The organism is Zarconia navalis LEGE 11467 (genome assembly GCF_015207075.1).
GTDB classification, from domain to species: Bacteria; Cyanobacteriota; Cyanobacteriia; order Cyanobacteriales; family Geitlerinemataceae; genus Zarconia; species Zarconia navalis.
This window is the reverse complement of record NZ_JADEXN010000142.1, coordinates 1-10,102: the sequence shown is the minus strand read 5'-3', so window position 1 is coordinate 10,102 and position 10,102 is coordinate 1. Positions and strand designations below refer to the sequence as shown.

General features: G+C 48.0%; 9 protein-coding genes. 5 read left to right on the top strand and 4 right to left on the bottom strand.

The window, feature by feature from the left end; genetic code table 11:
- Nucleotides 1–970 (top strand): sensor histidine kinase (locus IQ235_RS09625; RefSeq protein ID WP_264321261.1); only part of this gene is annotated, 970 nt, incomplete at its 5' end.
- 114 nt (nucleotides 971–1,084) lie between these two features.
- Nucleotides 1,085–1,402 (top strand): thioredoxin, encoded by a 318-nt coding sequence (gene trxA / locus IQ235_RS09620; RefSeq protein ID WP_264321260.1) that lies wholly within the window; start codon nucleotides 1,085–1,087, stop codon nucleotides 1,400–1,402.
- A 305-nt stretch (nucleotides 1,403–1,707) separates the two neighbouring features.
- On the opposite strand, the gene IQ235_RS09615 is transcribed toward trxA, so the two are convergent.
- On the bottom strand, nucleotides 1,708–2,598 hold the full coding sequence (locus tag IQ235_RS09615) for a type IV pilin-like G/H family protein (protein ID WP_264321259.1): 891 nt from the start codon (nucleotides 2,596–2,598) through the stop codon (nucleotides 1,708–1,710).
- A 597-nt stretch (nucleotides 2,599–3,195) separates the two neighbouring features.
- Between IQ235_RS09615 and psb28 the strand changes: the two genes are divergently transcribed.
- The 3 genes from psb28 (at nucleotide 3,196) to IQ235_RS09600 (ending at nucleotide 6,062) form a co-directional block, all read left to right on the top strand.
- Entirely contained in the window at nucleotides 3,196–3,537 is a 342-nt protein-coding gene (psb28, locus tag IQ235_RS09610) for a photosystem II reaction center protein Psb28 (RefSeq protein WP_264321258.1), read from the top strand.
- A gap of 265 nt (nucleotides 3,538–3,802) precedes the next feature.
- Nucleotides 3,803–4,429, top strand: a complete 627-nt coding sequence (locus tag IQ235_RS09605) for a hypothetical protein (RefSeq protein WP_264321257.1) — start codon at nucleotides 3,803–3,805, stop codon at nucleotides 4,427–4,429.
- Entirely contained in the window at nucleotides 4,422–6,062 is a 1,641-nt protein-coding gene (locus IQ235_RS09600) for a phospholipase D-like domain-containing protein (RefSeq protein ID WP_264321256.1), read from the top strand. The genes IQ235_RS09605 and IQ235_RS09600 overlap by 8 nt, the downstream gene beginning before the upstream one ends.
- Before the next feature lie 628 nt (nucleotides 6,063–6,690).
- On the opposite strand, the gene gshA is transcribed toward IQ235_RS09600, so the two are convergent.
- The 3 genes from gshA to IQ235_RS09585 all read right to left on the bottom strand — a co-directional run bounded on the left by gshA (nucleotide 6,691) and on the right by IQ235_RS09585 (nucleotide 10,062).
- Complete coding sequence (gene gshA / locus IQ235_RS09595; protein ID WP_264321255.1) at nucleotides 6,691–7,842, bottom strand: glutamate--cysteine ligase; 1,152 nt, start codon at nucleotides 7,840–7,842, stop codon at nucleotides 6,691–6,693.
- A gap of 160 nt (nucleotides 7,843–8,002) precedes the next feature.
- A complete protein-coding gene (locus IQ235_RS09590) occupies nucleotides 8,003–9,670 on the bottom strand; it encodes a response regulator (protein WP_264321254.1) in 1,668 nt (555 codons plus the stop codon).
- Nucleotides 9,667–10,062, bottom strand: coding sequence for a response regulator (locus tag IQ235_RS09585; protein WP_264321253.1), 396 nt, complete (start codon nucleotides 10,060–10,062; stop codon nucleotides 9,667–9,669). Before IQ235_RS09585 ends, IQ235_RS09590 begins: the two co-directional genes overlap by 4 nt.
- Between the last annotated feature and the right edge of the window lie 40 nt (nucleotides 10,063–10,102).

Sequence of the window (10,102 nt, the reverse complement as noted above, 5' to 3'; positions counted from 1 at the left end):
TCATCGCGGCAATAAACTCATTCCCATCGAAAGTTGGGGGACTCCTATCTACGATCGCCAAGGCAATATCAAATATGCCATTCTTGCTTTTAATGACATTACCGAACGTCAACAAGCGTGCGCTCAACGGGTACTTTTCGCTCAAGAACTCGAAGCCAAAAATATGGCATTGCAAGAAATGGATCGGCTCAAAGATGAGTTTCTCAAGCGCACGACCCGCGAACTTCGCACCCCACTCAACGGCATTATGGGATCGATTTCGTTAATTGTCGATGGGTTTTGCGACGATCGCGAAGAAGAAATAGAAATGCTCCAGCAAGCACATCGCTCTTCGCTACAATTATTCGAGTTAATTAGCGAATTGCTCGATCTCAACGGATTACAGTCGGGTAATATTTCCTTAAATATTAAATCCCTCGATCTACACTCTTGCTTGGCAAAATCAATTTATCTTCAACTTCCAAACTTGCAAGATAAATCTCTCAAACTCATTAAACAATATTCTCAACAAACTATCAAAGTCAAAGCCGATTCTAAAAAACTCAAACAAGTCTTTATCAACATTTTAGGGAATGCTATTAAATTTACCGAGCGTGGAAGCATTACGATATCCACAAATGTGAAAGTCGCTACATCTGGAAATTATCCGCAGGCTTCCTTTGCTTTCGTCACCGTCCAAGATACGGGAGTGGGTATCGAACCCAAGCGACAATCGCAAATGTTTGAAGCATTTATGATGGAGTACGGTTCGGTGACTCGTCCCTACGGGGGTAGCGGACTCGGCTTGACGATCGCTCAAAACTTCATGAAGATGATGGGAGGTTTTGTGACGCTCAAAAGTCCGGGCAAAAATAAAGGAACGATCGTCGAAATTGCAATTCCTCTGGTAACAGAAACGGCAATGGATCTTCCCTCCGTCGTTCCCTCTTCAGAACGAGTTTCCCAAACATCTCACTCAGAACATTTGTAACACCGTCATCTCAAGAGCGACCGATCGTTATATAAAAGCGATCGCAGCGGCTGTTACTGGGAATCTCATCCTATGATGTAGCTAACCTCTCAACCTGTTGGAGTGCGTGTAGATATGGCAGTTAAAAAACAGTTCGGCAGCTTCCAAGATTTACTCGCCGATTCGGACGTTCCGGTATTGGTCGATTTTTACGCCCCTTGGTGCGGCCCGTGTCAAATGATGACACCGATTTTAGAGCAGGTGAATAACCAACTCAAACAAAAATTGCGCGTTGTCAAAATTAATACCGATAACTATCCCCATCTGGGAACGAAATATCAAATTGCGGCGTTACCGACTTTAGTGTTATTTAAAAACGGTCAAGCGGTCGATCGCATCGAAGGAGTCGTACCCGCAGATGGACTCCTTCTTCGCCTGCAAAGTTTTCTGTGAGGGTTTCTAACGTTAGGTTCCGTGGTATTGAGGTGCGGGGATTGAGACAAGATCGGGTTCGATCGACTGCCTTGCGATCTCTCAAGTTCGGTTGAATACTTATAGCCCGCGGTGAAGCAAGCCGGGGGAGAGAATTGGGAAAACGAAAGCGCGATCGGGCGCGGACTAAACGAACGATCCGAACTTGATATGAATTCCCGAAGGAATGCGATCGGGCAACCTGAAATCGATCGGTTTATTGCTGCAAAACTTTGACAAGATCCGCCGATTTCACGATCGCCGCAGACATCCACATCTTTGAGATGTTACTCGACTTGAGTCGTGCCTTCGGGACAGAGAAGTTCGTTCTCTTGCAAGGTCGGTTCTCCCAGTTGCGACATTCCCGGTGTATCCGCGACACATACAACCGTTTCTGTCACGCCATCCTCCATCGCAAACACACCGCCAACAAAGCTTTTGAATTCCTCATTTTTGGAAATTGCATAGTTAAAACTTGCCATTTCTGTGGTGCGAATCGAATATTGATAATCATCGGTTTCCTCTTGGAGACCTAAAGCCAAATCTTCGATCGTATTTGCAAAAGCAGCGTTTTCAAGATAATAAGCTTGCCCAGCACGATTCATCGCTCCAGTGTAGGTTTGGGCTTCGGCTTCTTTGAATGAAGCAGACCCAATATCCGATTCAATTTCAGCTTCGATTTTTTCTGTCGCCGTTTCCATTTGCGATTCGAGATCGGCAACTTCACTCACATCTTTATCCGTTCGAGAAAAGCTCATCGTTTCCCCGTCCGTTTCAATGGTGAGTTCAGTTTCAGTCACCGTTAACTGACTGCGTTCCCCATCAAGAATAATTTCATCTCCCTCAACTTTATACTCTGCAATCTCATCATCCATTGACGTCATCACCTGACCGTCTTCGGTGAATTTCATGATGAATTCAAAATCCTTCATCATTTCATCAAAATATTGTTGCTCTTCTTCCGATAGACCGTTTGTTTCCGCATCTGTATCGACGATCGCCTTCCAATTTCCCACCAACAAAGATGCCGCATCTTTTTGAGAAGACCGATCGGGTACTGTTTCGATCGTTTCTGTCGAGGTGCTATCGGTGGTGGCTTCTTCTGTTGTTTGCGTACAGCCGATGACAAGCAGGCTCAAGGCAATCGGTAAAACAATACTTTTTTGATTCCAAAACATTTTTAATATCATAATTATTTAGGTTCTAAAAGTTTATTTAGAGATCGATAGGCTTTAAAACTAGCGCGACAATTGCTTTACATGAAAACGCAGCCATTTTTTTGTGAATGCGATAGATCGGGAACGGGTAAATTTTTAATTTAAGATAGAGCGCACTTAGAACGATATTTTATACGATGACCTCCTCCTACACTTACATGAATCTCACTCACTTAAAAAGTGCGATAATTCTCTCACCTTGTGAAGCGCAACCGTCACCATTAGAATTCGGCTCGCCAGATCGAACCCAGTATAACAGCCGGCATTTCAGTTAAGACGAGAAAGAATCGCGCTGCGGTCTTTCTCCTCCTGTGTAGAGCTTCCCTCTATCCCAACAGAGAACGGTTGCGCTCATTGATTGCAGCATGCAACCGACAATTCTTTGTCCGGCCGCCAAATAGAGCGCGGGACTTATCGCTCCCCAAACCACTCAAAAGTAAACCAGTGCGGTCGTCATGCTGCCCTATCAATCGATTCGATCTCGATCGAGTTTCGTGTCCCTCTAGATCGGATGCCGTGAGACAATATTAAAAGATTGTAAACATTTAAGGAAAAGAAATGGCTCAGATTGAATTTACGAGAGGGATTCAAGAAGAAATCGTACCCGAGGTGCGAATGACCCGCGCAAAGTCTGGCAACAACGGTAAGGCAGTCTTTTTTTTTGAAAATCCTAAAGCTCTCTCTCCCGAGTACGGTGAAGAGATTACCGGGATGTATCTGGTGGATGAAGAAGGGGAAATGGTGACGCGGGATGTCAAAGGTCGGTTTATCAACGGCAAAGCGACCCATCTAGAAGTGACTTACGTATGGAAGTCTCCAGAAGAATTCGATCGCTTTATGCGCTTTATGGAACGATACGGAAAAGAAAATGGTCTGGGATTCAATAAAGCCGAGGAGTAAATTTACCGGCGATCGGAGATTGGCGTATTCAGGTGTGAAGATCGATGGCTAGACTGTTGAGATTGCAGCACGTCCCCACATAAAATCGAGGGCGAAACGATCGTTCTAAAATCATCTTGAATGTTACCAACCGGTTCCTCTATGAAAAAACCCCCCTGGGAAGACGACTAGAGTTTAGGAGCGTCCAGGGGGAAATATAGTGCATGGGTGTTATATTTCGCTTATTTCCATTGTCAGCTTGCGGTACAGACATTGGGCAAAGGACTTGCAAAGATACAGAATTGCTAACATAAAGAGCGATCGCTTCAAAATCGCACCGACGCTCGCCCAAGTCTGGAGCGGTATCCAACCCGTTACCGTTTTCTGGGTATCGATGGCGTTTTGGGGGATGCCTTCTGAGGCTGTGGCTCAGACGAGTTGTCCGATCGAGGTCGAATCCCTCGTCGAGCAGATGTTACCTGACTTACCCGGTTATGCCAATCGAGCGATCGCCCGCTCTCGCCAGAGGGAAAATCCCGATCCGTCGAGTTCGATCGTCATCGCCGGACAACCGGAGTTTACCCCCTTACCCCTGGGAACGGAGCGCTCGATCGTCAGTACGGAAAATTCTGAAGAAAATATCCAAAATATCCAGCAAGTGTTTCTAACCACCTTAGATCGCGTTTACACCGCCGCAGATGCGATCGAATTGCAGGGATACCACTGGTTGTTTCTCACCGCGACGGAGAATGGGTGGCAATTGGCGGTGATGTATTCTGCGTTTGATTCCTATCCTGCAGGAGATGCGCCAACACCACCGGAAAACACCACAGATGGGGCGATCGCCCAGGGGGTGCGAAACTGGTTGCGCGACTGTCAGGCAAGGGAAATGGAGCTGCAAAGTCGTGTCTAGAGGCAAATTTGGCATCGTCCTGGTGGTGCTGCTCCTTCTGGGCACGGCGATCGCGGCATTCTGGTGGCAGGGAGACCCCAAGCCCAACGAGACCCCCAAACAACCTCCCTTGCCTCAAGAGCCCTTCGTCCGCGCTTATTTCAACCACAACCGGGCAGCCGAATATACCGAACCCTATCGGGGACAAACTCGTGCTGGGGACGACTTAGAACGCTCGATCGTGTCGGCGATCGAACGGGCAACGACGCGGGTGGACGTGGCAGTGCAAGAGCTGCGGTTGCCCGACATTGCCCGGGCGTTGGTCGAGCGTCACCAAAAGGGAGTGGAAGTGCGGGTGATTCTCGAAAATACCTACAATCGGCCGTGGAGCGATTATACCGATGCCGAACTCAATGCCATGGAAGACCGCGATCGCCAGCGACTTCGCGAAGGACGGCGCTTTATCGATATTAACGGTGACGGATCGCTCAGTTCCGAGGAAATTCGCCAACGGGATGCCCTGCTTATTCTGCAAGACGGAGGCGTTCCCCTGCTCGACGATACCGCTGATGGATCGAAAGGCAGCGGCTTAATGCACCATAAATTCGTTATCGCCGACGATCGCATTCTCATCGTCACGTCGGCAAATTTTACCCCTTCCGGGATTCACGGAGATCCGGGAAAACCTGCCAGTCGCGGTAATGCCAACAACTTGCTCGAACTCGAGAGTTCCCAGTTGGCGCGGGTGTTTACCGAAGAATTTAATCTGATGTGGGGGGATGGCCCGAGCGGACGACCCGATAGTCGGTTTGGCTTGCAAAAACCCGTTCGCAGCACGCGCAACGTCACCCTGGGGGATACATCCGTCTCGGTGCAGTTTTCTCCCACATCCCGCAGCCGTCCTTGGGAAGAAAGCGTTAACGGGACGATCGCTCAAGTCCTCAGTGGTGCGGCAACATCGGTAGATTTAGCGCTATTTGTGTTTTCCGAACAAGCGTTGGTGGATGTCATCGGCGATCGTCACCGGGGAGGGGTTGCAGTGCGATCGCTTATCGATCCGAGCTTTGCCTTTCGCGAATACAGCGAAGGGTTGGATATGTTGGGGGTGGCACTGCCGAACGCCGAGTGCGAGTACGAAGCTGGCAATCGTCCCTGGAAAAATGCCATTGACTCCGTTGGCGTTCCCCTACTTCCTCCCGGCGATAAGCTTCACCATAAATTTGCCCTCATCGACGATCGGATTACCATCGCCGGTTCCCACAATTGGTCTGCTGCCGCCAACACCCAAAATGACGAAACCGTACTCATCGTCCGCAGTCCCATTGTTGCGGCCCACTTTCGGCGCGAGTTCGATCGCCTCTACACCGACGCAACGCTGGGTATTCCCGGTAGCCTGCAAAATGCAGTTCGAGAACGACAAATTGAGTGTCCGCCACCCCCGACGAACATTCAGGCACCAGTTCGAGCGAAAGTGAATGTCAATACAGCGACTGCACGGGAATTGGAAACCCTTCCCGGCATCGGGCCGACATTGGCGCAAAACATCATCGCCACCCGATCGCAGCAACGGTTTGCTTCCCTCGAAGATCTCGATCGGGTGTCGGGAATTGGACCGGCTAAATTAGAGCAGTTGCGGGGTCGCGTGACGTGGTGAAGGCGATTGATTCCCCTATCCTGCATTATTCATGAGGTTTGACGAAAATCGTGCCATCGCCTTGCTTCACAAGCAAGATAGCAATTTACCCGAAAAACAGTCTGTTTGCGCGAGGTTGACTCTCGATCGGGATTTTGGTGTTTGGTGAATTATTCAGGCTATCTTCCCTGGCTCCTTACTGTTGGTCGCAGGCACTCTCTACAACCGTCGCTTTTGAAAAACCCCTCCACCTCAAAAGAGGGAAGGGGAGGCTTAATTGGGTATAGCAACCTTGGGTGTACTGAGTATTAATCTAAGATAAAAGTGTGAAAAATTTGTGAATGCTAGCAGGTATTCAGTTTTTTTAAGCGAAAAAAAAGTAACTTGAATGACGATCGCGCACATCTCAATGAAAATCGCTCGGGAGAGAAACGGGAGTTTCCCAGGGAGTCATATCAGGTTCGGTGGAATACTTATAATTGACTGGAATACTTATAATTGACCGTGAAGCGAGCTAGGAGAGGAGAGAATTGGAGGAGAAATCAAGCGATCGCGCGCGAATGATAACGAACGATCCAAACTTGATATAAATGGACAATTAGTGAGTTGTTCCTCTCCCCGTCCCGCCGTCTCCCCATCTCCCCAAGACTCAAGCTACTAAAGACCCACACAGCCGATCTTCGAGTTCTGTTTCTTGTTGGGCCATCGCTTGAATCCCTTGAATGAGAATCTGTCGGCGACTCAAGCCGAGTTCGGACAAAGCCAGCCATTGCTGTGCGGTGTTGACTTCCCGGAGGATTTTGCGGACGGGGGAAAGGAAACAGCCAAAGCCTCGCTGTTTGGCAAAAATTGCGGCTTCGCCTAAAAGTTGCTCGATCCACTCCCGCGCTACGATCTGCCGTCCATCTTGCCAGTGGCGCAGCTGAGCGTCTAAGCTATTGCGGGCGACAGCGGCTTCGTTTTCTTCTACGATCGCGAGTAAATCTTCGGCACGGGTGCTGGCGGGGAGCGTACTGCTTTCTAGGGGATCGAGTCGGGGATTTGCCATCAACTGATGCATTCGTGCTTCGAGTAATGCCGTCACCGCTAGCAGAGCGATCGGATCGACGACCAAATCGCAAATTCGCAGTTCTAAGCGATTGAGATCGTAGGGACGATAATCGCCGTTGGGTCGCACGGAAATCCATAGGTGGCGGACGTTTTGCATGGTTCCGGTTGCGAGCTGCTCTCGGGTCCAGCGAATGAAGTGAGGGTGACTTTCAAATAGCGGCACACGATCGGGAACCTGGGGAAAAAGATGCCAGCGGGTGGAATGGTAGCCGGTGACTTCGCCATCGAGAAAGGGAGATGATGCGCTCAAAGCCAGATAGAGTGGCGCTTCTAGACGAATCAGACGAGTTGCCCGCATCAGGACTTCCGGATTGCTAATCCCCACGTTAATATGGATACTGGCCGTGACAACGCGGGTTCCGTAGGTTTGCTCGATATAGCTGTGGTAGGGGTGGTTGGGATCGGAACGGTGAAAGCGATCGCTATCGCCTAAAGAGAGGGTGCTGCCTGGAAGTAGAGTATAGTCCCCCAAACCCCGCAGGTATTCGCGCAGGTGCTGTCGGGGGCGAACCAACTCGCACAGAAGGCGCTCGTAGGCGCACAGGGGAGCCGTGGTATACTCGACATTTCTCGCATCGGGTTCGCGCACGAATCGATCTAAATCGGCGGCAATTCGATCGGAGAATCCGACGATATCTCCTTGGGGAGTCCCGGTGTACAGTTCGACTTCAAAACCTTTGGGTAGAAGCACGGTCTTTCCTTGGCAACACTACCGATCCAGTGTGACATAGGATAGAGACTCGATCGATCTCCCGTTAGATAGAGTTTCAAGCCTTTTAACACTTCGCCACAGAAACGATCGCGATTCTGAAGGCTCAAGAACCCGCATATCCCCTATTCCCTGTTCCCTATTACAACCTGCACCGTTCCAGATAGATTTGAGCGATGCTATCCCAGGGATTTTGTTGCAAACATCGATCGAACAGGGGTCTAGCCTCCTGGGTTCTTCCTCGTTCGTAATAGATGAGTGCCATTTCAAACATCATCTTTGTTGCCAATTTCGCTTGTTTTCGATCGGGAGGATCGGCTTCAAATACTTCAAAAACTCCCACTTTTTCGACTTTCCCCCGAACTTGTACCCGAGCAATTAAACGTAAGGCGTATTTTGTCGAATCTTGTAGGTTTACAAAGGTATTATGAGAAATCAGAAGCGGCGTTTTATAGACTTTCGTTAACTGTTCCAGGCGCGAACCGAGATTCACCGCATCGCCAATCACTGTGGTATCGATGCGAGCGTTACCCCCAACCGTTCCCAGCCTCAAATGTCCTGTATTGATCCCAATCCCAATTTCGATCGGTTGACGATCGCGCCGTTGTCGGGTTTGGTTGTATTCTGCCAGATTTTCCAACATTTTCACCCCGGCATTCACCGCTCGATCGGCACTCCCTTCAAACAGTGCCATAATCGCGTCACCAATATATTTATCAATAAAACCCTCATTTTCAATAATTGCGGGTTCCATTCGTTTGAGATAACCATTAATAAAATTAAACGTATCTTCTCGATTCATCTGTTCCGATCGAGTCGTAAACGAACGAATATCGGAAAATAAAACCGATAGTTTTTTCTCGATCGATTCTCCTAATTTAATTTCGGTAATATCTTTTCGAGCCAGAAAGTGCAAAAATTGACGAGGAACAAACTGAGAAAAGGCTTCATTGAGTTGAAACAATTCTCGGGTAAAATTTTCTCGTTCGGCTTCTGCCTTTTTGCGATCGCTGATATCTTGAAATGCCGATATCGCCTGAAATACTCCATTCGTTTTATCCCGAATGGGAGTGGTTGAAACTTCTAAGGGAACGATTCGATCGGGATAATGAATTTCGAGATCCTCTACTCGAACGCCTTCCCCAGCCAAAGAACGGACGATCGGCAATTGCTCTGTGGGGTATAATTCGTCAGTTCCCGCTTGATAAACATTAAAAGTTGTCGAAAGTTGCTCGGTATTTGTCTCCGGTAAATTCTCTAGATTTAATAATTCTTTTGCTTTTTGATTGGCATAGGTCATTTTTCCAGTGGTATTGTGAACGGTAACACCGATCGGCATCGCCTCTAAAATTTGATTCAAACGGCGCTCGTTTTCCCGCAGTCGAGCATTCTGTTCTTCAAGTTTTTTAATATAGTGATACTTTTTAAGAGCTTCTTTAATTGTTAAATTGAGATCTGTGGCGTCCCAGGGTTTGGCAATATAACGGTAAAGGTTCGCTGAATTTACAGCATTTCCAACGGCATCAGCCTCAGCTTGTCCCGTTAGCATGATTTTCAAAATATCGGGATGCTGACGATGAATCTGGCTCAAAAGCTCGTCTCCTTTGAGACCGGGCATCATTTGATCGGAGATAACAACTGCTGTTTCGATCCCATCTACAGAGAATTCTTCAAGAATTTCGAGTGCCTCTTCACCACTTTCAGCCGCTTCAATCTGATAACTTCGACCAAAGTTACGTTCCAACTCTTCCGATAGACTCTCAAGTACCATCGGTTCGTCATCGACCAAAAGAATGACAAATTCTTTCATGCTAGTTTGAGACTTTTTTTGATAATTTCGATTAAATTTTCTTCCCGCCATGGCTTATAAATGCAGCCATACAAATTCGCTTCTTGCGTGGCTCGCTCGATCGCCTCTTGGTCAGCTTGTCCGGTCAATAGAATCTTGGTAATACCATTAAATTGCTGATGCACTCGAATCAAAAATTCATCTCCTCGCATCTCAGGCATCAGCCAATCCGAGACGATTAAAACAATGTTAATTCCTTCTTCATTGAGTTCTTCAAGGATTTCGAGGGCTTCTTCTCCACTTTCGGCAGCTTCATACAAAAAGCGATCGCCAAAGTGACGGCTAATTTGCTCCTGAAGACTATCGAGAATCATCACTTCATCATCAACACATAGAATTACAGCTTCAGTCATTTTTTTTTAGATTCTTTTAGAATTGCCAACAAGAATGGAT

Bases quoted from the DNA above. Each gene is read 5' to 3' on its own strand.
- IQ235_RS09590 (WP_264321254.1), bottom strand. From the start codon at position 9,670: ATGAAAGAATTTGTCATTCTTTTGGTCGATGACGAACCGATGGTACTT.
- psb28 (WP_264321258.1), top strand. From the start codon at position 3,196: ATGGCTCAGATTGAATTTACGAGAGGGATTCAAGAAGAAATCGTACCC.
- IQ235_RS09615 (WP_264321259.1), bottom strand. From the start codon at position 2,598: ATGTTTTGGAATCAAAAAAGTATTGTTTTACCGATTGCCTTGAGCCTG.
- IQ235_RS09585 (WP_264321253.1), bottom strand. From the start codon at position 10,062: ATGACTGAAGCTGTAATTCTATGTGTTGATGATGAAGTGATGATTCTC.
- trxA (WP_264321260.1), top strand. From the start codon at position 1,085: ATGGCAGTTAAAAAACAGTTCGGCAGCTTCCAAGATTTACTCGCCGAT.